General features: G+C 49.0%; 17 protein-coding genes and 4 pseudogenes. 13 read left to right on the top strand and 8 right to left on the bottom strand.

Translation table 11 applies throughout. The features are described from left to right. The first annotated feature begins 348 nt into the window (after nt 1-348). Entirely contained in the window at nt 349-1,845 is a 1,497-nt protein-coding gene (locus ACJY2G_RS22185) for a hypothetical protein (protein ID WP_439292184.1), read from the top strand. A 65-nt stretch (nt 1,846-1,910) separates the two neighbouring features. Then, nucleotides 1,911-4,940: a Tn3 family transposase gene (locus ACJY2G_RS22180; protein WP_439292182.1), complete on the top strand. Its 3,030-nt coding sequence runs from the start codon at nt 1,911-1,913 to the stop codon at nt 4,938-4,940. Nucleotides 4,941-5,075: 135 nt separating this feature from the next. Here the strand turns inward: ACJY2G_RS22180 and ACJY2G_RS22175 are convergent, their stop codons facing one another. Then, complete coding sequence (locus ACJY2G_RS22175) at nt 5,076-5,306, bottom strand: DUF905 family protein (protein ID WP_439292180.1); 231 nt, start codon at nt 5,304-5,306, stop codon at nt 5,076-5,078. Nucleotides 5,307-5,365: 59 nt separating this feature from the next. Next, nucleotides 5,366-5,917 carry a single-stranded DNA-binding protein gene (ssb, locus tag ACJY2G_RS22170; protein ID WP_439292178.1) on the bottom strand — a complete coding sequence of 184 codons (552 nt, stop codon included), beginning with the start codon at nt 5,915-5,917 and terminating at the stop codon, nt 5,366-5,368. A gap of 743 nt (nt 5,918-6,660) precedes the next feature. Between ssb and ACJY2G_RS22165 the strand changes: the two genes are divergently transcribed. Further along, nucleotides 6,661-7,812 carry an IS30 family transposase gene (locus ACJY2G_RS22165; RefSeq protein WP_439292176.1) on the top strand — a complete coding sequence of 384 codons (1,152 nt, stop codon included), beginning with the start codon at nt 6,661-6,663 and terminating at the stop codon, nt 7,810-7,812. 349 nt (nt 7,813-8,161) lie between these two features. Here the strand turns inward: ACJY2G_RS22165 and ACJY2G_RS22160 are convergent, their stop codons facing one another. From ACJY2G_RS22160 to ACJY2G_RS22145, 4 genes and pseudogenes are all read right to left on the bottom strand, one after another. Beyond that, nucleotides 8,162-9,385: a hypothetical protein gene (locus ACJY2G_RS22160; protein WP_439292175.1), complete on the bottom strand. Its 1,224-nt coding sequence runs from the start codon at nt 9,383-9,385 to the stop codon at nt 8,162-8,164. Between the two features lie 57 nt (nt 9,386-9,442). Continuing rightward, nucleotides 9,443-11,437 carry a hypothetical protein gene (locus ACJY2G_RS22155; RefSeq protein ID WP_439292173.1) on the bottom strand — a complete coding sequence of 665 codons (1,995 nt, stop codon included), beginning with the start codon at nt 11,435-11,437 and terminating at the stop codon, nt 9,443-9,445. Between the two features lie 118 nt (nt 11,438-11,555). Further along, a pseudogene (locus ACJY2G_RS22150) lies at nt 11,556-11,729 on the bottom strand (transposase); the annotation flags it as partial. 137 nt (nt 11,730-11,866) lie between these two features. Continuing rightward, nucleotides 11,867-12,118: pseudogene (locus ACJY2G_RS22145) on the bottom strand (recombinase family protein); the annotation flags it as partial. 311 nt (nt 12,119-12,429) lie between these two features. Between ACJY2G_RS22145 and ACJY2G_RS22140 the strand changes: the two are divergent. From ACJY2G_RS22140 to ACJY2G_RS22115, 6 genes and pseudogenes are all read left to right on the top strand, one after another. Further along, the gene (locus tag ACJY2G_RS22140; protein WP_439292211.1) at nt 12,430-13,092 is read left to right on the top strand and encodes a recombinase family protein; all 663 of its coding nucleotides are present in this window, start codon (nt 12,430-12,432) and stop codon (nt 13,090-13,092) included. After that, nucleotides 13,092-14,759, top strand: coding sequence for an IS481 family transposase (locus ACJY2G_RS22135; RefSeq protein ID WP_439292171.1), 1,668 nt, complete (start codon nt 13,092-13,094; stop codon nt 14,757-14,759). The genes ACJY2G_RS22140 and ACJY2G_RS22135 overlap by 1 nt, the downstream gene beginning before the upstream one ends. After that, nucleotides 14,759-15,730 carry an ExeA family protein gene (locus ACJY2G_RS22130; RefSeq protein WP_439292170.1) on the top strand — a complete coding sequence of 324 codons (972 nt, stop codon included), beginning with the start codon at nt 14,759-14,761 and terminating at the stop codon, nt 15,728-15,730. The genes ACJY2G_RS22135 and ACJY2G_RS22130 overlap by 1 nt, the downstream gene beginning before the upstream one ends. Before the next feature lie 85 nt (nt 15,731-15,815). Beyond that, on the top strand, nt 15,816-16,229 hold the full coding sequence (locus tag ACJY2G_RS22125) for a hypothetical protein (protein WP_439292168.1): 414 nt from the start codon (nt 15,816-15,818) through the stop codon (nt 16,227-16,229). Nucleotides 16,230-16,253: 24 nt separating this feature from the next. Continuing rightward, nucleotides 16,254-16,754: a PaaI family thioesterase gene (locus ACJY2G_RS22120; protein WP_439292167.1), complete on the top strand. Its 501-nt coding sequence runs from the start codon at nt 16,254-16,256 to the stop codon at nt 16,752-16,754. 369 nt (nt 16,755-17,123) lie between these two features. Further along, nucleotides 17,124-17,798 (top strand): annotated as a pseudogene (locus ACJY2G_RS22115) (Tn3 family transposase); the annotation flags it as partial. Between the two features lie 1,094 nt (nt 17,799-18,892). On the opposite strand, the gene ACJY2G_RS22110 reads toward ACJY2G_RS22115, so the two are convergent. Together ACJY2G_RS22110 and ACJY2G_RS22105 are read right to left on the bottom strand one after the other, a co-directional pair. After that, a complete protein-coding gene (locus ACJY2G_RS22110; protein WP_439292166.1) occupies nt 18,893-19,171 on the bottom strand; it encodes a ribbon-helix-helix domain-containing protein in 279 nt (92 codons plus the stop codon). Further along, the gene (locus ACJY2G_RS22105; RefSeq protein ID WP_120509973.1) at nt 19,171-19,806 is read right to left on the bottom strand and encodes an AAA family ATPase; all 636 of its coding nucleotides are present in this window, start codon (nt 19,804-19,806) and stop codon (nt 19,171-19,173) included. The genes ACJY2G_RS22110 and ACJY2G_RS22105 overlap by 1 nt, the downstream gene beginning before the upstream one ends. Before the next feature lie 580 nt (nt 19,807-20,386). On the opposite strand from ACJY2G_RS22105, the gene umuD reads away from it, so the two are divergent. From umuD to ACJY2G_RS22085, 4 genes and pseudogenes are all read left to right on the top strand, one after another. Next, nucleotides 20,387-20,809, top strand: coding sequence for a translesion error-prone DNA polymerase V autoproteolytic subunit (umuD, locus tag ACJY2G_RS22100; protein ID WP_439292165.1), 423 nt, complete (start codon nt 20,387-20,389; stop codon nt 20,807-20,809). Continuing rightward, nucleotides 20,809-21,036 (top strand): annotated as a pseudogene (locus ACJY2G_RS22095) (DNA polymerase V subunit UmuC); the annotation flags it as partial. The gene umuD and the pseudogene ACJY2G_RS22095, both read left to right, overlap by 1 nt. Before the next feature lie 71 nt (nt 21,037-21,107). Continuing rightward, on the top strand, nt 21,108-21,395 hold the full coding sequence (locus tag ACJY2G_RS22090) for a site-specific integrase (RefSeq protein WP_439292164.1): 288 nt from the start codon (nt 21,108-21,110) through the stop codon (nt 21,393-21,395). Nucleotides 21,396-21,467: 72 nt separating this feature from the next. Further along, complete coding sequence (locus ACJY2G_RS22085; RefSeq protein WP_439292163.1) at nt 21,468-22,085, top strand: tyrosine-type recombinase/integrase; 618 nt, start codon at nt 21,468-21,470, stop codon at nt 22,083-22,085. The last annotated feature ends 34 nt before the right edge of the window (nt 22,086-22,119 follow it).

Genomic DNA, 22,119 nt, shown 5'->3' with positions numbered 1-22,119 from the left:
CATTTAAATTATTGTACGTAAAGGTCCTGTATTAATCATAATGTGACATTTAAGTACGCTTGATGATTAGGAGTCTTAAATCGTGTTGCGATCACTCCCTGACGTATCTTCTGTAAGCACCATTCTGCTGACCGCATTAGCATACTGAGCATTATTTGCTCACTCAGTTGGTTTTATGTTCACATCAACAGGTTTTGGATGCACTTAAGGAACAGAACGTTGAGCTGGGGGCAGTTGTTGTTAAAGAGAAGCCAGAGCATGAACGTTATTTTAAGTCGTTTTATTGAATAAATCTCAGCGCCAGTAATTTACATTACAACATTGTTTAACTTGATATAAGGATTAATCATGATCGGTTCTGTAACGCATGCCCCCCTCAGTAACTCTGCGATTTTGTCTCGGACAGATTCGCCTGTAGCTTCTCAAAACCCGGCTGTGGTCGGAAAAAAATTTATCCGCAAAATTGAATGCGTCAGTAATTCTCCCGCATCGCCAGGAATTCGAAAAAGTGATTCTCCAGTAGAACGAAAAATAATGCGGATGAAAGAGAAAATTGCGCAATCCACTGAAAATGGGATAGAGAAGAACGCAAAAGAGCGGGCGATGGCCCAGCACCCAGGAACCCGGTTTCTCGCCACAGGAAAAACATTGCACCAATCCGTTAATGGCGGTAAGCATCTTGCTGATAACCAGACCGCAAAGGTAATGCAAAAGCTGGTCGCGGAAGGCTACGAGCTTCAGGCTCATCCAAAATCCGTCGCACCGCTTATCAACGAATTACAGCCGATGGAGGCAGCGTTTAAAATTGCTGCCAGAGGGAAACTGGATGTCCTGACACAGCCGGTAGCGTTGCATATTAAGGCCGGTGATAACGGTAACGTTATTACTCTGAAGGCCGCAGGCAATTTAACAGAGCAGCAATGGTTAAGAGAAAACGACAAACCGGGGAACTTCTTAGTGTTGAACGGCAATAATGATGAAGCTTATGTCGCTCATGTTGCTAAATTAGCCGGTTCAGCCAAACACCTGCAATTTATTACCAGCGGATTTGGTGGTCATGGCACCACCGACCGCCATCACATCGCAGTAAACCAAACCGAAGCGGGCCGATTTAAAGAGATTTTGGTAAATAATGGTGTTGCGGCGAAAAAAATCCACACTGATCATTTCTCCACAAACAGCGGTCAGAATTCTATTAACGTGGCGGATATTCTTAATAATATGATCCGGGAGAATAAACCGTGCAATAAAATTATCATAGCCGGAACGCCTGCGGCAGTATTCCGCCAGACCTATACCTATGCGCAGCAGCTGAATATTCCGGCCTATGCTAAAGAAAATGGCGAAGAAAAAACCACGAACACCTATTTGAAACTGCCGCAGAACATGCGTTTTGATTCAGCACCTGTCACTGGCACGCCCCCCGCGACGATTCGCGAGAGCGATAAGCAGTTTGCGATTGAATCATTTCCGTTTTCCGATTCAGCGCAGTACACCACCACTGCAGATGACTTAGCCGTGCTTCGTGAATTCAGCACAACCCTGAATTACATGGCGACGACGGCATTTCTGCCCGCGGATAAAACCGTTTTCCCGGATAGTTTCTTTCATAATGCCGTGGACAGCATTCAGCTGACAGCCCAGCAGTTGGAAAAAGAAACCGGTAACGTTGCTCGCCATGGCGATAATATTGCGGCTATGAAAGAAATTACTACGGAGATGATCGCTCGCCTTAAGAATGACACCCTGACGGAAAACGATATCAGTAACATCAAAAAGGTGGATACCTTCTTCCGTAATCTTTTCAATCCGCTAGAGTTAACGTTTACGCGTAGCAATATCTAAATTTAGTTCAACGGTGTAAAGGAGCTTAACAGGGCGCTACGTTCAATGGGCATGAAGGATCAGGGATGGCCAACAAAAATAAACTCCTCAGCATTCTTTCGGACGCAGAGCAGGATGCGCTGTATGGCCTCCCTGATTTCGATGATGCTCAGCGACTGGAGTTTCTGGCGCTGAATGAATCTGAACTGGCGCTGGCCTGCAGCCGTCGGGGGCTTCACGCTCAAATGTATTGCATCATCCAGATCGCCTACTTTAAAGCCAAGCACCTGTTTTTCCGTTTCGGGTGGGCTGATGTTCCAGACGACTGCAGCTTTGTCCTGAGCCGTTATTTTCCCGGGGAGTCACTGCCGGACAAACTGCCCTATAAGCAGGAACGCTATGCGCAGCGGGAACAAATCTGTGCGCTCTATGGTTACCGCCCCTGGTCATCGGCACTGTCTTCACCGCTTGAACAACAGGCCGCCCGCATTGTTCACCGTGATGTCACTCCCGGCTTTGTTGCCACGGAGCTGATCATCTGGCTCAATGAGCACAAAATCATCCGACCAGGCTATACCACGCTTCAGGAGCTGGTAAGCCGGACGCTTTCTGATGAAAGGCAGCGGCTGGGGCGTATCCTGAGGGAGCGACTTGATGACGCCACCATCGATAGCCTGAACACGCTGATTGAACGCGATGATACCCTTTCCCGGCTGGCGATCCTCAGGCAGGATGCTCGTGATTTCGGCTGGCGCCAGATGGTCCGGGAGCGGGAAAAACGGGCCATACTAGCGCCATTGCACCGTAAAGCCTGCGACATCCTGCCGGCACTGAATATTTCTCAGCAGAATCTGCTTTACTACGCCAGCCTGGCAAACTTCTATACCGTTTATGATCTCCGAAAACTGAAGCCCGATCAGACCCGCCTTTACCTGCTGTGCTATGCATGGGTTCGTTACCGCCAGTTCTGCGATAACCTGGTGGATGCGATGTTTTTCCATATGAAACAGCTGGAGGATGAGAGCCGCAGCGCGGCCAAACAGCTTCTGGCCGACGTCCAGGAAAAATTCCGGCGTGAGACGTCTAAAATCGGGCGGCTGTTATCGCTTTACGTTGATGACAGCGTCCCGGACCCAACCACTTTTGGCGAAGTCCGCCGGCGTGCATGGAAAATCATGCCGCGGGAGGCGCTGCAAACCACCGCGCAGCGCATGAGTGTAAAACCCGTCAGTAAACTGGCGCTGCAGTGGCAGGCCGTGGACGGTATGACGGCATTAATCCGGCGTCACCTGCGGCCATTATTTTTGTCACTCGACCTCACCAGCGTGATCCACGACAGCCCGTGGGCTGAAGCGCTGAGCTGGCTCAAAATGGTTTTCAGCAAAAAGCAGACGCTTTCACAGCGGTCACTGGCGGAATGCCCGCCGGGCACATTACCGGAGCGGCTGCGCCCGTATCTGCTGGAGTTCGGCGAGGATGGCGAGCCCACAGGCCTAAACGCCGGGCGCTATGAGTTCTGGCTCTACCGCCAGATAAGAAAGCGTTTTCAGACGGGTGAATTCCACCTCAATGATAGTCTCCGGCACCGCCATCTTTCTGATGAACTGGTACCGGAAGGGGAACAGGCCGCTGTCCTGGCTGAAATGAATATTCCGTTTTTACAAAAGCCGGTTAAATCGCAGCTCAGGGCGCTGGAGTCCGAACTGCACCGGCAGTGGAAAGCTTTCAACCGCGAGCTGAAGCAGGGGAAGCTGAAACATCTGGAATACGATATAGAAACGCAGAAACTGACCTGGCATAAATCCGTGGTCAGCCGTCATAAGGCGCAGGAGAAGCAATTTTATGAGCAGTTGCCATTCTGCGATGTGACCGACGTCTTCCGGTTTGTTAACGGGCAGTGCCGTTTTCTTCATGCCATGAAGCCGCTACAGCCACGCTATGCCAAAAAGAATGCCGATGCAGACAGCCTGATGGCGGTCATCGTTGCCCAGGCGATGAATCACGGTAATCATGTGATGGCACGAACCAGCGATATTCCGTTCCATGTGCTGGAAACCACGTACGAACAGTACCTCCGCCTGGCGTCACTGGTCACGGCTAATGACTGCATCACCGATGCCATAGAGGCCCTGCCTATTTTTCCGCACTATTCGTTTGATCCGGAAACGCTTTATGGTGCCGTTGACGGGCAGAAGTTTGGCATTGAACGGCCGACAGTAAAGGCCCGACATTCACGTAAATACTTCGGCCGCGGTAAAGGCATGGTGGCCTACACACTGTTGTGTAACCACATCCCGATCAACGGTTACCTGATTGGCACGAACGACTATGAAGCCCACCATGTCTTTGATATCTGGTACCGCAACACCTCAGAGGTCAAACCCACGGCCATTACCGGCGACATGCACAGCATAAATAAAGCCAACTTTGCGATCCTGCACTGGTTTGGCCTGCGCTTTGAACCTCATTTTACGGACCTGAACCGGCAGTTGCAGGAGCTGTACTGCCTCAGAGAGCCAGCGGCCTATAAAAAATGCCTGATCCAGCCCGCCGGACAGATTGACCGGGACCTTATCATCCGCGAAAAAAGCAATCTCGATCGCATCGTCGCCACGCTGGGGCGGAAAGAAATGACGCAGGGGACGCTGGTCCGCAAACTGTGCACGTACACCACGACGAATCCGATCCGGCAGGCCCTCTTTGAATATGATCGGCTGGTACGCAGCATCTACACGCTGAAGTATCTGCGCGATCCGCAGCTGGAACGCAACATCCGGCGTTCCCAGAACCGGATTGAATCTTATCACCAGCTGCGTGCCGCAGTGGCCAAGGTCGGTGGAAAGAAGGAGTTAACCGGGAAAAATGACATTGAAACAGACATCAGTAACCAGTGCGGGCGGCTGATTTCCAACGCGATCGTGTATTACAACTCGGCGATCCTGTCGCGATTGCTGGAACGACTGGAAGCGGAAGGCAACGCCAAGGGCATTGAGACTTTGGCCCGAATATCACCGGTGGCCTGGCAGCATATTTTGCTGAACGGGCATTATACCTTCCAGAGCAGCAATGAGATTATTGACCTGGATGCGCTGGTTGCCGGGCTGAAACTGGGATAACGGAAAAATCTGGGGTTCCGGCGTAGAACCCCTTTAGAAACTGCTTTAGACTCGGCTACTGACATAATTGATACCTCGTAAGTTTTGATTTTGTCTGCCGGACGTTTTCCCCGTCCGGCACCTCACTTCACTGCCTTACTGCTTTCTCACACCACATCTGATGATGTATCTGTTAAGACCAGCCCCTGCTTCAGGCTCAAAATCCCACGCCCGCCACACCATCTGCCGGTCAATGCGAACGACAAGGCGAAAATGCGTGCCCTGATCGTCCTCGATGGCGATATTCGCGTAAGCGACGGCGACGGCTTCAGCCTGCTTACGGGAAAATGTGTCTTCGGGCAGCAATACATGATTTTCGTTTTTCATCGCTAACCACTCCTTGTGGTGCCCTGCTATCGCAGGGCGGTTAATGTCGAAGGTAAATCCTAGAACGGGATATCATCGTCAAAATCAACCGGCGGGAATTCTCCCCCCTGCGGTGCGGATTGCTGCGCCGGTGCCGTTTTGGCGGATTTTTTACCGCGCGCGGCTTTTGCCGGTTTCGGGTCAACGGCAGGCTCACCGGAATGAGACGGCGCATTTGCCGGTGCCTGTGAACCCGCTGCGTCACCCGACTGACGGTTGCCTTGTGCGCTGCCCAGCATCTGCATCGTGCCGTTTGCCTTGACCACAATTTCCGTGGTGTAGCGGTCGATACCCTGCCCGTCCTGCCATTTGCGGGTCTGCAGCTGACCTTCGATGTAGACTTTTGCGCCCTTGGTCAGGTATTCAGCGGCAATTTCGGCAAGCTTTCCGAACACGACCACACGGTGCCATTCGGTTTTTTCTTTTTGTTCGCCGGTGACTTTGTCACGCCAGTTTTCAGAGGTGGCCAGCGTCAGACTGGCGACCGCGCCGCCGTTCGGCATGTAGCGCAGTTCCGGTGCCTGACCTAAATTACCCACGATGATGACTTTGTTAATTCCACGTTCTGCCATGATGACACTCCTTATTTTTCAGGACTTTTAGCCCATATCTTCGGTTAGATTCGCTTTGTCGCGACCTTGACGTTTTGTGGTATTCGGCTGTATTTCTGGCTGGGTGTTACCACATCTCCAGTTGAGTTCCTCCGCCGCAAGGGCGTAAAAAAACACCGACGAGGACGAACGTCCGGGGCGGACACGAAAGTTTTCGGAGGTACGAGGAAAAGTTTTGGGGGCGTTTATTTACCCTGGACGGGCGACAGCGGCTGTGTTTTGGTCAGCCCCGGCGAGAGGGGCTTAACTGGAGAGACGGCACCCAAGATGGGCGTAGCGGATACCACCGCAACGACGACGAGCGGCAGCGAATCGCCGTTGCCCAACAGCGGCCTGCTGCTTTACCGCAGGCCAGTGAAACGGCGCGGCCATTGGCCGCTGCTAGTGTGATGAGGATTTTTGCGTCAGGATGGAAGCCCGAAGGGCAGAGACAGGCAGCCTGGCTCTGTTCACGACAGCCGTGCCGAAGGTGACGCCCTGCCCCTGATTTTCCGAAACTGCAAGTTACTTATATATGTATATGAATGAAACTCTGTTCAAAAAGAACCAACCTCAGCAATGCCTATCGCGCCGTTTACTGTTATTCACTAAGAATCCTCATGCATTATTTGAACGCATTTTATTCTCTCAGCAAAACACCACTGTAGATTCAATTGGTCAACGCAACAGTCATGTGAAAACATGGGGTTGCGGAGGATTTTTGAATGAGACGGACATTTACAGCAAAGGAAAAAGCATCTGTTTTTGAACTGTGGAAGAACGGAACAGGCTTCAGTGAAATAGCTAATATCCTGGGTTCGAAACCAGGAACAATCTTCACTATGTTAAGAGATACTGGCGGCATAAAACCCAATGAGCGCAAGCGGGCTGTAGCTCACCTGACGCTGTCTGAGCGCGAGGAAATACGAGCCGGTTTGTCAGCCAAAATGAGCATTCGTGCGATAGCTACTGCGCTAAATCGTAGTCCTTCGACGATCTCACGTGAAGTTCAGCGTAATCGAGGCAGGCGCTATTACAAAGCTGTTGATGCTAATAACCGGGCCAACAGGATGGCGAAAAGACCAAAACCGTGCTTACTGGATCAGAATTTAACGTTGCGAGAGCTTGTTCTGGAAAAGCTGGAGATGAAGTGGTCTCCTGAGCAAATATCAGGATGGTTAAGGCGAACGAAGCCGCGTCAAAAAAAACTGCGAATATCACCTGAGACAATTTATAAAACGCTGTACTTTCGTAGCCGTGAAGCGCTACACCACCTGAATGTACAGCATCTGCGCCGGTCGCATAGCCTTCGTCATGGCAGACGCCATACCCGCAAAGGTGAAAGAGGTACGATCAACATAGTGAACGGAACGCCAATTCACGAACGCTCCCGGCATATCGATAACAGACGCTCTCTGGGGTACTGGGAAGGCGATTTAGTATCAGGCACAAAAAACTCGCATATAGCCACACTTGTAGACCGAAAATCACGTTATACGATCATCCTTAGACTCAGGGGCAAAGATTCTTTTTCAGTGAATCAGGCTCTTACCGACAAATTCCTGAGCTTGCCGCCTGAACTCCGGCAATCACTGACATGGGACAGAGGAATGAAGCTGGCCAGGCATCTGGAATTTACTGGCAGCACCGGAGTTAAAGTTTACTTCTGCGATCCTCAGAGTCCCTGGCAGCGGGGAACAAAAGAGAACACTAATGGGCTAATTAGACATTACTTTCCCAAAAAGACATGCCTTGCCCAATATACTCAACATGAGCTGGATCAGGTTGCAGCTCAGCTAAACAACAGACCAAGAAAGACACTGAAGTTCAAAACACCGAAAGAGATAATTGAAAGGGGTGTTGCGTTGACAGATTGAATCTACAACAGAGAACTTTAAAAAATGTTAAATAGTAAATATGAAGTGTGAAGTGTGAAGTGTGAAGTGTGAAGTGTGAAGTGTGAAGTACTACGTGATACAGAAAGCTATACTTTTGATCATAAAGGGGTCAGTTTGGATATCGAAAATTATTGTACGTTAAGACTAAATTTTGGCCACTCCAAAACGGAAGAGCCGCTATTTAGACGACTTCTCCGTCGATATTTCCGTTACCCTACCTCAGCATGTTAACCAGTGAATTCAGGTCCACAATCTCAGCGCGGCTCTGGATGTGTAATATCGATTAACAAAATGTGTTACCAGGCGATCACTTTACCAGCATTTATGCTCAGTTAATGAGTTGCTGCACTAGGCTTGTTAACAGTTGTTCCTTATCCGTGACCCCGTAGGGGGCGTAATACTGAACTGCACCCAAGGAGGCAAACATAACTGCTTTTGGCGTATTAGAAATGAAAATACCGCAAGATTCCAACCAACCGGGGGCCTGTTGCATAATTTCTGCTGCCAAATCGCTACCATCCTGTTTGAAGATCAAATACATTTCTATCAGGCCATTCCCCAGATTCCTGAGCACTGGTGTAGTACTGATGTGTTGATTAGCCAGTAACTCCTGGCACACAGTCTGTACCCGTTCTGTCTGTTCTCGCCAGTCATATTGTCGGCTATCCACGGTCACAGCCAAGGTAGGTAAATGCCAGTGAACCTGTTGGTACTTTTCATTAATTAACACCTGCGAGTTTTGATAGAGCAGGGGCAAAGGGACATCGCCAGGAATAAATTGTAAGTGCGGCGTATTTTTATCGCTGCTGGTTTCAAAGGGGTTTTGTACCAAAATATCCCCTTCTTTGCTGAACTGGGTTAAATACTCGACCATTGGGATGAAATATTGCGTTTTATTCAAAAAATTCTCGCTAGCACGCAGTGCTTTTTCTTTGGCAAATACATCCTCGTTGTATCTTTTTAGTTCGATGATCGGGGTTTGATTGAAATACAGCGCGCTATCATCTCGCGTTTTACATAGTAAAAGATTATTTCTTTGTTTTTCTTGCTCAGCACGGAAGGTGGTGAAATCAGGTGTGATAATTTTTTGACCAGCAAAGTAAGGTTTGGTAGGCTCCTGCTCGATAAAAGGCTGGTCATTTAATGTGATCTTTTGGGGTTCAAACTCAGGAGTATTTGGGTAGAAACGAGCGAGGGATTCCAGTTCGCTATGTAGCCGGGCGTGGCGATCTGCTTTGTTATCAGCATCGATACCCAGTGTGTCAAACAAGCGCTGTCTCGGTGCATGAAGCACTTTATCGGCAAAATCCAGCGCTCTTTGATCGCCAAGCAACACTATCATATAAGGTGACATGCTTCCTGTTTCATCGCACCCTGCCAGAGGGTGAGTCATTTTCTCAATGCTACTTTTACTATCACCCGGCACAGCATCCATTTTGATAAATTCCCCGGCGGTTCTGTCCTGGGTCAGATTTGCTGTACGGGCTTCATTATTTTCCTGCTGGAGCGGAAAAAATTGGCCAATCATGCTTCGATAATTTTGAATAATCATATTTGTTATTTATTCGTTTGTAGAGAAAGGGGCTATCATGGCCCCCGAGAAACAGGTTCAGTCTGCCAGTTGATCATTTAACAGACGATGGGTAATAAAGTGCTGTAGTAGTGGTTGCTGTTGCTCTTTCATACGGGCAAGCTGAGTGCTATCGACGTTGGCCGCCAGGTTATGTAAAGTGGCAGCCGCCTGGTCCAGATCGTCTACCATGTAGTAGGTGAACAGTGAGAGTACCTGATGGGTTTCTGGGTGAGTTGCGCGTGTCGGGAACTGACTGGCGTACTCTCTGGCTAATTCTGCACGGCTTTCATATAACGCTATCACTTTAGGGTCTGCCTTTAACTCTTTGAGAGAATGGACTCCCTTCTGGTAAAAGTCCTGAATATGATGAGTGATATCAATCAATTTATCCATGGAGAGAAGGTTGTTGGGGCTGTTACTCATTTGGACGTATTTTAAATCACGTTCCAACGGTTCCCTGAATTGTTCATTAGTGCGTTCCCGCAATTGGGTTCTGGCAGGAAATGCCTTATTTTCGGAGCAGTCCGGCTTCAATTCTGCATTCTGATCGTAGTTCATTAGCATGGGAACGATAGTGAGCACGTCCTCAGTTAAGTCGGCAGAAGAAAACTCCAGTTTCGGGAGCTTATCCAGAACTTCGGGTAGATTATTGTAAGTGCTTATCTGTTTACTGAATAATTCTTTGTTGGTGATTTGTAGTCCATCTTCACTGAATTTTGCCACGGTTATTTTTTCTAGTGGTTTAAGTGCGTTGACCGTTAGGCTTTGCCTTATTTGTGCATTAAGGGTTTCTTTTTGTTCTTTTAAAGCTTCAACAAATTGTTGCGGCTCGGCATCACGGAATTCACCCAATACGAAACGTTGTAATGACGTGAGATGCGGGGCTTGTTCAAGTTCCTGTGGAGTAAGGAAAGGTTGGCACCGGTCAGCACCATGGAAGGTCATCAAATCGGCGTCGCGTGATTCCGTTTCGTTTTTGCCGCTTGCAGAACGGTGATGTACGATCATTTCGGTACGAATACCGGTTTCAATCGGCGTTGTGTTGTCGGGGTTACGAATAACCACATAGCGGGCTCCCGGTATATGACTGAATTCTTTTTGCAGGTCGTCCATCGTCGGGAATTTTGTTGCCGCTTCGCTTTGCGTAAAACGGATGGTTTTTTCGGTATCATAGGGGAACGCAGCCAGGCACTGTTCGTTGTTGGCTTGTTCGGTACCTGCGGTACGTGTGGTAATCAGTTTAAACTCGGCAGCATAATTACTGTTGTCAAAATGATACATCCACTCCCGGTATTTACCGTCGTCTTTACTGGCTGGGTTGTTCATAAAACGAAAGTTGGAAACTGCAGGGACATCGCCTAGCTGAAAAGCCGCTTTGAACAGTTGTAATGGCGTCAGTTTAGCGTTTATACAACGTGGGTCGGTAATGTGTGATTTAATATTTTGGGTGGAAAAATCAAGTTTGGCATAATCATCTTTTTTTACAGCATGGCTTGCCATTTCTTCATCATAGAATTCTTTGAAATTGGAATAAGCTCCCTTATCGACCTCGCAGGCGGAAACACCATAGGTTCCCCACTCATTTAACAAACTACTGAACGGTTCTTTCAGATCGTTGTCTACAAGCGAGATGAGAGCCTGACGCAGTTGTGCAGTTTTGTCGGATTCTGATAACTGTTTGTATTGGGACTTTTCAATCGCATCTAAATCGGCGATGGCCTTGAATCGGCCAGGCAATGTGCTCTTAAAGCTATACGGGCTAAGAACGGTATTGAGCATACTAGGATTTTTCATTATCTCATTGGCATTGAAGTGTGTAACCTTATCTATAAATCTGATGCCCATTCCCTTTAGGGCAGACGAATCAACCTGATTTAGTTGCAAGCTACTGTTTGTAACCCCCGAAAGCTGGTAAATGATTCCTGTGTTTTTATTAACCACAAAACGCCCATCGCCATGGTCAGTCTTTGCCTCGACGAAAGCGAGGGGATAATGGAGTTGTGTCAGATGGGTATTATTAATATTAGGCATACATATTCACTTGATGAATTGATGAATTGATGAATGGAGGATTATCTCGTAACCATCAGATTTATCTTTCAAAAAACGATTATTATATGAACTATTCTGAGATGGCGGGTCAAGATCACATCAGATGCCCCTCCAGAATCTGGCAGCCCTTCTGGCTCGCAAGCTCATGGAATATTTTCCCCAACTCATGCCGCAGCGCACCATATAACCGCTGCTTCCGGCGTTTGGGGATATAAACCACGTGATATTTACAGTCCCATTTCGTATGGCTTAAGCTCTGGTAGTCTCTCATCACGAATCCTCATCTCCTGGCGGAGATTTCAGATTTGCGCGACTGACTTAAAGGTCAAACCTTTTGGAGTCTCCCCGGCAAAGCCGGGGGGGGGCCGGACTTAATTATACTCACCAACATCATACAGCGGTCATGACTTAGGAGCCTGATTTTCGGTACAGTCCTTGAATGCGACATATTTGAGAACAGCTGTACCCGGTGGCCTCAGAGGTTTCACGGATACTCAGTTTTTTTACCTGTCGGTAGTACAGCACTTTCTGATGCCGATCATGATCAGCCTGCCTGCCGCGGTATTTCCCCAGTGTATGTGCCCGTTCAATTCCCTGCTTCTGGCGCTGGCGGCGGCTCAGCCAGTCCTTATGCGACATCGCGGCCATCAGGTCGATAAGTGTAGTGACGCACAATAAAGATCGCCCTCACGCGCAATAAATGCCCTTTTTCAAACCACATTAGCTGAGACAAATAGCCGCGCCATAATCACATTAGCTGAGAATCAAACCACATTATCTGACTCTCAACCACATTATTGAGACGTTCACGCAACCTCCCTGAGACAGAGCAACCGCCAGAAAAACGGCCGGTTTTCTGGTGGTCCCGAACTCGCTTAATTCATCACCATTTTTCGCAAGAAAACTCATTGCGGAAATCAACGCAAGGTTATACTTTGTCATTATTCTTTTCTTGCGGAGTTATTCCTGTGCTGCTGATCGGTTACGCCAGGGTATCAAAATCCGACGGGGTCCAAACGGTCATCCCTCAGCGGGATGCTCTGCTCGCTGCCGGCATTGCCCCTGAACGTATTTATGAAGATATCGCTTCCGGGCGTAATGATGACCGTCCTGGATTAAAGGCCTGCCTTAAAGCACTTCAGCCCGGTAATACCCTGGTGCTTTGGAAGCTTGATCGACTGGGGCGTGATTTGCGTCATCTTGTCAATACTGTCGAAGATCTGCGGGTACGAGGCATTCATCTGAAGGTGCTCACGGGGGCCGGGGCCGAAATTGACACCACAACGGCAAATGGTCGGCTCGCTTTTGGTATTTTTGCGGCCTTCGCCGAATTTGAACGCGAACTGATCGCTGAACGAACTCAGGCGGGTTTGGCCGCTGCCCGTGCGCGCGGCCGTCTTGGCGGTCGTCCACGCAAAATGGATCGCGCCACCCTGACAATGGCGATGGCGGCGATGGCCGACCCTAAAGCCGTTGCGGCCGATGTCGCAAAACGCCTCGGGATGACGACGACAACACTTTATACCTATGTTAACGGGGATGGTTCACTGAAGGCCCCCGGTTTCTACTTACTCAATGGGGGCGCTGGTGACTCCTTAGCAGGCCACCATCCCGAAAGGGTCAGAGGTGCGTGATGAGGACAACCGCCGCCGTTCCTGTAGAGGCTATTGCGGCGTTACGGCGACGGCTCGCTGCGTTACCTGCCCGGCATCCCGAGCGTTTCCTGTTGATGGATTCGACGGCTAGTCTGTATGCCGTATCGCGCGCCACGCTTTATCGGCTTTTACGTGGCGATCGACGGGCTAAAGATGCACACCGTGCCGATCGTGGCAAGCCGCGCGTGATGACAACGGCCAGGATCGAGCGGTGGTGCGAAATCGTCGCGGCACTCAAAGTCAGAACGACGAACAAGAAAGGTCGCTGTCTGTCAAATACTCGTATCCTCGAATTGCTTGTTCAGTATGGCGTTGAAACTCCTGAGGGACTGGAAAAGCTTTCTCCCGGACAGCTGACCGAATCTACGCTAAATCGTCATATGCGCCGGCTGGGCTATGACCAGGCCAGAATGACCCGCGAGCCGCCAGCAGTACGTTTTCAGGCCGAATATGCGAATGCGTTATGGCATTTTGATATGAGTCCCTCTGACCTAAAAGAGCTGGAAACACCTGGCTGGATCGATCCTGATCGGCAAGGCGCCCCTACGCTGATGCTGTTTAGCGTGGTTGATGATCGCAGTGGTGTGAGCTACCAGGAGTATCGCTGTGTCTATGGGGAAGACGCAGAGTCGGCACTGCGGTTCCTGTTTAATGCCATGAGTGAAAAAACAGAACTGGGTATTACCTTACAAGGCATACCGGAAGCCCTTCAGCTCGACAATGGCCCGGTAGGGAAATCGGCGGTATTCAAACGTGTCATGGATTTCCTTGGCGTGACGGTGATTTTTCATAAACCCCGGGGTACTGATGGCAGACGCACAACGGCCAGAAGCAAAGGCAAGGTTGAGCGACCGTTTCGCACCGTAAAGGAAGCCCACGAAACACTTTACCATTTCCACAAGCCAACAACTGAAGCCGAGGCCAATCGTTGGCTGGCAAATTATATTGCGACCTATAACGCCAGGGAGCATCGTCACGAACCTCACAGCCGTCTCGAGGATTGGCAATCCAGGCAACCGAGCTGTGGCTTGCGCTCGATGTGCTCCTGGGAACGTTTTTGTTCATTCGCCCGGGAGCCTGAACCTCGCACTGTAGGCATCGACTGTCGTCTGACCGTGGCTGGCGTCACCAACGAGCTTGATGCCGAGCTGGCCGGTGAAACCGTGGTGGTCTGGTGGGGACTTTTCGATCAAGAGTTGTTTGCCGAACGGGATGAGGAGCAGTTTGGCCCCTTTCTGCCGGTTGGCGGTCCCATTCCCCTCCATCGATACCGTAAACACCGCAAAAGTCGTCGGGAATACCGGGCTGAGCAGGTGAGTTCGTTGGCCGACAAACTCAGCATCCCTCTGGCCGCCGTCAGTGGTGAAGCAGACATTGTCGTACTGGATAATACGCGTTCACCCTCGTCGGCAACAATGCCCTCCCGGTCCTTTGTGGGTCCCGATCCATTTTGTGAACTGACGTATCCGACCAAGTTCGCCGCACGTCAGGCCATTGCCGATGAGCTGCGTCTGCCGCTGGCAAAACTCAAGACAGAAGACCAGACATTCATTGGGCAGCTGTTGGATGAAACCCTGTCCAGACCCGCGATTACTGCGGCAATTCGCGCCCGTTTTCCTGCAGGGCGAAAAGGAGGGATTGGCTAATGCTAACCGAAGTCATGCACTACTATGGCCTGCAGTGTGAACCGATTGATGCCGGGTATTTCGAGACCGACCACCACGAGCAAATTCACCGGGATCTCAAAGCGGCCATCCAAAATGGCCGGCTGATAGCCCTTACAGCGGTGATCGGCTCGGGAAAAACCCTGCTCATGCGACGGCTGCGTGAAACGCTGGAAAAGGAGAGCAAGGTCATGGTTGCCCGTTCTCTCAGTCTTGACAAGACAAAACTCACCGCATCGCTGCTTGATGCAGCATTGTTCTACGATCTCTCTACCGAGAAAACGGTCAAGATCCCTGGCGATTCAGAGAAACGGGCGCGTGAGCTACAGGCATTATTTCGTAAGGCAAAGAAACCGGTGGCCTTGTTTATTGATGATGCCCACGATTTGCATCCAAAAACCCTGACCTCACTTAAGCGCCTGTTTGAGTTGGCTACCGATGGGAAGGGCAAGATTTCTATCGTCCTGATTGGCCACCCCAAGCTCAAAAACGATTTACGTCGTCCCAGTATGGAAGAAGTCGGCGATCGCACCACGGTGTTCGAGTTTGGTGGCCTCCGGGACAAACAGCGAGATTATATCGACTGGGTACTACGAGAATCGCTTGGCGAAGGGAGCGACATCAGTGATGTCATCACCGATGAAGCCGCGACAGTATTGGCGGTCCGGCTAAAAACCCCTCTTCAGATAGGACGCCATCTCGTTCGGGCTTTCGAGACTGGCTTTGATATGGGTGTAAAGCCCATTGATGCCGGTATTGTGGAAGCAGTCCTGTCACGACGGATTGATGATCTTGAGCCGCAGCTAACACGTCATAGATACGATATCCGTGCACTTTGCACGCAATTTGATGCTAAACCTCCGGAAATCCGTCAGTTGATGCGTGGCACATTAAACCCACAGCGCGCTAACGAATTGGTCGAGGAAATGCGTGCGGCCGGGCTGCCATTGTGATGTGTCTGCCGGACACCTCGTAGGTACGCTATTCAGTGTGGATGTGTATAACTTTTTTGTTTTTTGAGGTTGTTCGAGGTGATTCATGATTTATGGAATGATCTGCTACATATTGTCACTGACTCTGGTTCTAACATTTTCCATGATCTATATATTCCGCTCATCGTTTATGCCATACCACCGGGATGCTGTACAACGCCAGTGGCATGAAATAGACACCAGGATGCAGAAATTGTTGCTGGCACTAATGAATGCCCTTGGTATGGCGTGGTTATCCTGGATTTTTATCTGCATATATTTGTTAATTATTCTGCTGTCAGGGCCTGTAATCTTCTGGCAACTGGCAACCTTCCAGATCCTGTATTTACTTTCTGCAATAGCTCCCGTGTTTGTGGCCATAAGACTACGGATGCAGACAGGGGCAAAAACACCAGTGGCCGGTGGTGTGATGGCTGCCGTTTTATCTGTTCTTGGTTTTATCTGCATTTTATTGTCCTGAAATCTGAATCAACCGGAGAGATGTATGAACCGTAATGCCGTATTTTGGCGGGTGGTCAGCGGTGAACTGCCGCTGCCCCCGGCAGCAAAAACGCTCGGGTGGCAGTTTGTTCGTTATGATGAGGGGTCAGGAGAGATTCATGTGGCATATACAGCTGAAGCAGCACTGACGAACCCACTTGGGAATGTTCAGGGAGGGATTCTTTCAGCCATGCTGGATGATTGTATGGGCCCGGCGATTTATGCCACTCTTCCGCCGAATAAAATAGCGGTAACCGTGGAAACAAAAACACTTTTCGTTCGGCCTGCGTCTCCCGGAAAAATTTTAGGCACAGGAAAAATTGAACATATAAAGGGGAATCTCTGCTTCACGTCGGGACAGCTCAGTGATACTAGCGGTCGAGTTCTGGCGACAGCGACCGCTATTTTCCGTATAGGTAAACTTCGCTGGAATGGTCTTACCATCCCGTCTACCGTGGCTAATGGCATGATGAAGTGGAAACTGCGGCAATACAAAAAAGAGTAATATTTATCAATCACTCCTGGAGAGAATTATTCCCATAATCGTCCAAATCCTGACTATGGATGGTCAGGGCAATAACAATGGTAGTGAAGATAAATAATGCCCACACAAACAAGCTTAGAGGACGGTTGATTTCCAGAACCATACAACACCTCAGGAAGGTGATAGCGAATATAAAATATAGCACATCACCTATCAGGATGAGTTTCACGTAACCTGCGTGAGAATGTCCATAATGTGGCTGGTAATCAGCTAATGTGGTTTCATTCTCACATAATGTGATTCTGGCGGGGTTATCCGTCTCAATTAATGTGGTTTGGAAAGGGGCATTTATTGCGCGTGAGGGCGATCTTTATTGTGCGTCACTACAGCTATCAGTTTTCTCCCCGTCTGGCTGATGCAGGAGCCTCTGTATTCTGGCGTGTGGATAAAGATGCAGATTATGGCGTGCTGAATGATATCGCCCGCAATGCTGCTAATGCCCGGAAGATAGAGCAACACTGGGATGACATGATGCGCATGGCCGGTTCCCTGACGTTGGGGACTATTCGTGCGTCAGTTTTGATTCGTTCGTTGCTGAGCAGCGATCGCCCTTCAGGATTAACACAGGCCATTATCGAAGCCGGGAAAATAAATAAGACACTGTACCTGCTGAATTATATTGATGATGAGGATTACCGACGTCGCATCCTGACCCAGCTTAACCGTGGAGAAAGCAGACATGCTGTCGCCAGAGCCATTTGTCACGGACAGAAAGGCGAGATCAGAAAGCGCTATCAGGATGGGCAGGAGGAGCAACTGGGTGCTCTGGGGCTGGTGACCAATGCCGTCGTGCTCTGGAATACCATTTATATGCAGGCCGCACTGACACATTTACGTGATGAGGGCGAAGTCATTAATGAAGAAGATGAAGTCCGGCTTTCACCACTGCGGCATGCGCATATCAATATGCTGGGGCACTATACATTTACGCTTGCGAAACAGGTAACAAAAGGACAGCTAAGGCCACTTAAGAAAGCGGAAGATAGCGATGAATGGCCTTTATAGTCGCCTTTGCCATGAGAATAAAAAACGACACATTGGTTAAAAAATGTACTTAGCGTACGTTTTCGTACGATTGGGCTTCAGACCCCACGTACAATAATTTTCGATATCCAAACTGACCCCATAAATAATAATTATGAAATAGTAAGTATTATTATTCATTAACACGTTGCCATGGTCATGAGCTCTACCTCACGCACACGCCCAAGCTCCCCGTCATAGAATCAACCCGACACCACGCATTAATCACATACATGAATTATGAATTGTAAATTCATAAATAACACTTTTGAACTTTTAATACCTCTCTATCAGCATGCTTGCATAGACACTCGCCTCCCAATGTCTCCCATGCTGTTCTCTATGGATAAGTATCCTTTCAAGCTAATGGCAAATGTCACTGAGGAGTTAGGAGTTAGGAGTTAGGAGTTAGGAGTTAGGAGTTAGGAGTTAGGAGTTAGGAGTTAGGAGTTAGGAGTTAGGAGTTAGGAGTTAGGAGTTAGGAGTTAAGAGTTAAGAGTTAAGAGTTAAGAGTTAAGAGTTAAGAGTTAAGAGTTAAGAAGTATGATGTAATAATTCATATTACATAGGTATGAATTGTGGATAGCGTATAAACAATATAAAATTGGTTAAGTAACAACTAATATTTCACACTTATGTGTTGTGACATACGCTCTGAGTAAATCATACAAAGACGGGCATGCCTTCAACGTTTTTCGGAGAAGTGCATTAATCGATAGGATGTGTTACCTATGATTTATGAAGTGTGAAACATTATTTATTCAGTAATATAGTTTGCTATGCCTGAGCTTAAAACCCACAAAAATCACATTTCACACTTGGTATTTCACAAATAATCTAAGCCACAGGAGGGCAGTATTAAGTGTGATTTATCACTTAATACTTATTATCTAATGATGATTAAACCCACTCAGAAATGATTCCGATACTTTGGATTGAGAGTGTTCTTGAAACGTTGAGCTCAATGGGAGACGTTGGAAAGGAGAGAAGGCAATAAGGAACACGGTGGCTAAGGAAATGTATGAGATTGGTGAAAACGGCATTGGTAGCAGCCTGGTTACCAATGCCGCTTGGTATCAAACTTTTTTAAGGTAAGTATCCAGGGCATCACGAATGATTGCACTTACGCTTTTCGGGCTAATACCATTACGCTTATTATGCAGGGCAAGATCTTCAATCTCTCGCAGCGTGTTCTGAGGTAAAGAGATAGTTGTCCTTGTCAGAATTTCCTGCGAAGGTTCAGCAACAACTTTTTCGTCACCATAAGGGCGGTCGGCCAGTCTGTTAGCCAGAGCGTCAGCTTCAGCTTCTGTTACAACTCGGCGATTTGAAAATGGGGGTTTCTTTAAGGCCATTAAAATACCTCATTCAGCAATGCCAGAACTTCTGCCTTGGCTTTTTCGTTAGATGTCTCGAGTACTGATTTTCCTTCTGACATCACATCACGGTAAACCTTTCGGTAACATGCTGTGGCGGTCAAAGGAATGAGCCCTTCAAACTCACGCACATACTCCAGAAACTCATGTCGTTCGTTACCCTGCAACAGCGGATTAGTCGTCGCCATACTTTGATAGCAGTAGGCCTTAAGCTCAGGATTCAAATCGCGCATACTTTCCAGCTGCTGCTGCAGTTCAACCATAGTATCCAGGTCTAACTGTGAACACTGGTGGGGCGCGATAATCTGATGGGCAACGGTACCCCCCGTGATCAACTCCCGGCTATTGCGTCCCGCAACGTCCACGATGACATGAGCAAATTTTTCATCCAGGCTTCTCAGTGTTTGAGAAATGTTGTCTCGTTTTTCAATCAGGGTAATGGATGGAGTGATGCCTGAGGCTTCGCGCTCTGCATACCATCTGGAAGCGGAACGCTGAACATCTGCATCGACGAGACAAACGTCCTCTCCACGAAGAGCCAGACCAACCGCCAGATTGATGGCCGTTGTTGTTTTGGCAGCACCGCCTTTATTGCATCCAATAATCGTGATCATTTGTCACCTGTGATGTCGAAAGTAGCATTTCCTAAATGATAACTCATAAAAAACATATGTGAAGTATTATCGAGCAATTATTATGTATGAAGTAATACTTATTCATGTAGCTTGCTTCTTCAATAAACAATAGTTACGGCGTAACTTCGCAATCGAGAAAAATTAGACTTTATAAACATGCATTTAACGATTAATTAATTGTCGCCCTTAGCCCTGACCGCAAACTGTGAGCTTAAAGTTGATTCAGTCGAACCGCGAAATTCTAACCAGAATATTGCCGTACAGAGAGTACTTCAAGGCATCAAGTTCTACATCTCATCAACAAGAACCCTCCGTATGCATGCGTAAGAAATACCGCTTTTAATCCCCCATGACTCTATCAGTAAGAAAAAGCTCCGTCATATTCCAAACATATTTAAAGTAAGACAGAAGAAACGTTGAGAACTGGAGGAATAGGGGGGCAAAATTTTTGTTTCCTTGCTGATCAGCAGCCTAAGACTTTTCTAAGCATAAGCCCTTCACAAGCTAAAGAACCCATGATTATACTGTATGCATAAACAGTGCTTAGTGAGTATCAATCATGAATGTCTTTTACCCAACACCTGAGCCTTTGAAGCTGCTGACCCCTTTCTTTCAAGGTAAAGTTCAGGCTGGATTTCCTTCGCCGGCTCAGGATTATATTGAGAAGGGCATTGATTTAAACGAGCTCTGTATAAATCATCCGGCCGCTACTTATTTCGTGATGGCCACAGGGATGAGTATGATTGATGCGGGCATTTACGAAGGTTCGATGCTTGTTGTGGACAGGAGTCTGCAGGCAAAGCATGGCGATATCATCATTGCTTCGCTTGCAGGTGAATACACTGTTAAGCGCCTTTGCTTACACCCGGTTGTTCAACTGGTGCCAATGAATCCGGACTTCCCTCCCATCGTGTTGCATGACGGCGGAGATGAACTGGAAGTGTTTGGCGTGGTGACTTTCAGCATCAACGGATTTCAGTAATGTTCGCTCTGGCTGATGTGAACAGTTTTTATGCGAGCTGCGAAACTGTTTTCAGGCCTGACCTGAAGGGAAAACCTGTCGTGGTTTTAAGCAACAACGATGGTTGCGTTATTGCCCGCAGCGCCGAAGCAAAAAAACTCGGTATCAAGATGGGCGATCCGTTCTTCAAGATGCGGGCGCTTTTCGAGCAGCATAAGATCGTGACATTCAGCAGTAACTACGCGCTCTAGTAAGTTACGTGGAATGCAACATTTGATCGCCTACACTGAACATGTTTTCACATCAAAGGTGAACGCCCATGACCCGCTGCCTGCTTTCCTCACCCTGTATGGTCTTTGTCGAACAATGGCTGACGATCCTGGCGGATTTGGGGCGAGCGCCTGCGACTGTTAAAGCCTACCGTCAGGCGCTGGCGCATTATTTGCGTTACTGTGAGGCGCAGGCGCTGCGGCCCGAGTCCGCGCGCTTTGAGGACTTTTCCGCCTATCTTCGCCCGCAGTTGCCGGGGCTGGCGCACCCCGTCGCCAGCGCCACCTTACAGCTGCGGATCTCCGCCATTCGCCTCTGGTACGATTTCCTCTTCTAACAGGGAAACTGTGATCATAACCCGGTGCCACGTACCCTGCAGCCCGCCGCGGGTTTCAGTGCACGGGGGCTGGTGCCGCGCATCGTCAAGCTGCCCCGCATTCCGGATGACCCGGGCTGGTTTGCCCTGCTCAGGCAGGCGGCACATGCCTCGTTGCGCGATCGCCTGATGCTGGCACTGGCTTATTATGGCGCACTGCGGCGGGCCGAGGTGACGGCGCTGCGCATTGACGATATTGATCACGGTCACCGGCTGATCCGTATCCGCGCCGAGACCACCAAGAATCACCGTGAACGGATGGTCTGTTACAGCCCGGCGGTGACGCCGGTTCTTGCCGCACATCTGCAGCAACTGCGGCACCAGGGATTTTCAGGCGGGGCGTTATTCCGCTCGGTATCAGACCGGAATCACGGCATGCCCCTGAGTATCTGGAGCTGGAGCAAGACGGTGCGGTACTGGGCCACACAGACCGAATTGCCGGATTTTTCGACGCATACCTTTCGCCATCTGCGCCTGACGCATCTGGCAAGAGCCGGCTGGAAACTGCATGAGCTGGCGGCCTACGCCGGGCATCGTGATCCCCGGACCACACAGGTGTATCTGCATTTATCGGGGGTGGACCTGGCCGCCAGAATGGCCGGGGCTATTGCGATGACTGATCAGAAAGTTTCCAGGCTGATATTCGACTGAAGGGGACAAGATGAAATCTGATAATATTGTCCAT

This window comes from Rahnella sp. ATs2 (assembly GCF_051851855.1).
GTDB lineage: Bacteria > Pseudomonadota > Gammaproteobacteria > Enterobacterales > Enterobacteriaceae > Rahnella > Rahnella variigena.
This window is presented reverse-complemented; position numbering and strand designations above follow the sequence as displayed.

What these genes read in the sequence shown, in the direction of transcription:
- ACJY2G_RS22185 (WP_439292184.1), top strand. Translation starts at nt 349, where the DNA reads ATGATCGGTTCTGTAACGCATGCCCCCCTCAGTAACTCTGCGATTTTG.
- ACJY2G_RS22180 (WP_439292182.1), top strand. Translation starts at nt 1,911, where the DNA reads ATGGCCAACAAAAATAAACTCCTCAGCATTCTTTCGGACGCAGAGCAG.
- ACJY2G_RS22175 (WP_439292180.1), bottom strand. Translation starts at nt 5,306, where the DNA reads ATGAAAAACGAAAATCATGTATTGCTGCCCGAAGACACATTTTCCCGT.
- ssb (WP_439292178.1), bottom strand. Translation starts at nt 5,917, where the DNA reads ATGGCAGAACGTGGAATTAACAAAGTCATCATCGTGGGTAATTTAGGT.
- ACJY2G_RS22165 (WP_439292176.1), top strand. Translation starts at nt 6,661, where the DNA reads ATGAGACGGACATTTACAGCAAAGGAAAAAGCATCTGTTTTTGAACTG.
- ACJY2G_RS22160 (WP_439292175.1), bottom strand. Translation starts at nt 9,385, where the DNA reads ATGATTATTCAAAATTATCGAAGCATGATTGGCCAATTTTTTCCGCTC.
- ACJY2G_RS22155 (WP_439292173.1), bottom strand. Translation starts at nt 11,437, where the DNA reads ATGCCTAATATTAATAATACCCATCTGACACAACTCCATTATCCCCTC.
- ACJY2G_RS22135 (WP_439292171.1), top strand. Translation starts at nt 13,092, where the DNA reads ATGAGGACAACCGCCGCCGTTCCTGTAGAGGCTATTGCGGCGTTACGG.
- ACJY2G_RS22130 (WP_439292170.1), top strand. Translation starts at nt 14,759, where the DNA reads ATGCTAACCGAAGTCATGCACTACTATGGCCTGCAGTGTGAACCGATT.
- ACJY2G_RS22125 (WP_439292168.1), top strand. Translation starts at nt 15,816, where the DNA reads ATGATTTATGGAATGATCTGCTACATATTGTCACTGACTCTGGTTCTA.
- ACJY2G_RS22120 (WP_439292167.1), top strand. Translation starts at nt 16,254, where the DNA reads ATGAACCGTAATGCCGTATTTTGGCGGGTGGTCAGCGGTGAACTGCCG.
- ACJY2G_RS22110 (WP_439292166.1), bottom strand. Translation starts at nt 19,171, where the DNA reads ATGGCCTTAAAGAAACCCCCATTTTCAAATCGCCGAGTTGTAACAGAA.
- ACJY2G_RS22105 (WP_120509973.1), bottom strand. Translation starts at nt 19,806, where the DNA reads ATGATCACGATTATTGGATGCAATAAAGGCGGTGCTGCCAAAACAACA.
- umuD (WP_439292165.1), top strand. Translation starts at nt 20,387, where the DNA reads ATGAATGTCTTTTACCCAACACCTGAGCCTTTGAAGCTGCTGACCCCT.
- ACJY2G_RS22090 (WP_439292164.1), top strand. Translation starts at nt 21,108, where the DNA reads ATGACCCGCTGCCTGCTTTCCTCACCCTGTATGGTCTTTGTCGAACAA.